Annotated in this window: 1 protein-coding gene; it reads left to right on the top strand. The window is 50.8% G+C overall.

Annotation, left to right across the window (positions count from 1 at the left end):
- On the top strand, nucleotides 1-658 hold a 658-nt coding region (locus HCX89_RS22610), incomplete at its 5' end, for an IS110 family transposase (RefSeq protein WP_167717522.1).
- Between the last annotated feature and the right edge of the window lie 214 nt (nucleotides 659-872).

Genomic DNA, 872 nt, shown 5'->3' with positions numbered 1-872 from the left:
GGTTCGCCAGCGGCTGATGAAAAACAAAACCGCGCTGATTAACCAGATACGGGGGCTAGGCCTGGAATACGGTATCGCCATACCGGAAGGGGCTCATAAAATTATGGCCCACCTGCCTGAGCACCTGGAGGATGCAGAAAATGAGCTCACCACGCTCAGCCGGGAGCTGTTCCATGAGATGTTGCAGGAACTTCAGGACAATCAGCAGCGGATTAAAACTCTGGATCTGCGCCTTGCGCTTATCAGCCAGCAAAATGAGGATACCCTCAGACTGAAAAGCATACCTGGTATCGGGCCATTAGGGGCTTCAGCCTTGACGGTAGCTCTGGGCGACAGTGCTGATTTTCAGAATGGCCGGCATTTTGCCAGCTATCTGGGGCTGGTTCCGAAGGAGCACAGCAGTGGTGGTAAAGTCAGACTACTCGGGATAACAAAACGCGGAGATGGTTATCTGCGAGGACTGCTTATTCATGGCGCCCGCTCAGTGGTTTACCGGGTCATCAACCTTCCGGAAGAACGATGTGGAGGTCTCCAGCGGTGGCTGAAAGGTATTATTGCCCGAAGTGGCGTAAACAAAGCTGTAGTGGCGCTGGCTAACAAAAATGCCCGAATAGCGTGGGCGCTAATAAACCAAAAAACAGAGTATATCGTTAAGTAACTAACTGATTTTAATAAGTCCAAAGAGTTGATGTGCTGACAGGTAGAACCGACTCTCTGTGAACCTGACAAATAGCTGGGCTGCTAAAAGCCATGGCACTAATGAGGACAGAGAGTACGGATGTTCATCAGGGCTCACGAAGCCGGATATATGTGTGTGGCTACTTTGTCAGAAAGAGACCTGCCGGTGCTTGCATCGGAGAGGTGTCCATATA

Origin of the sequence: Shewanella sp. Iso12 (assembly GCF_012030025.1) — a bacterium.
In the GTDB taxonomy this organism is placed as follows: Bacteria; Pseudomonadota; Gammaproteobacteria; order Enterobacterales; family Shewanellaceae; genus Shewanella; species Shewanella algae.
This window is presented reverse-complemented; position numbering and strand designations above follow the sequence as displayed.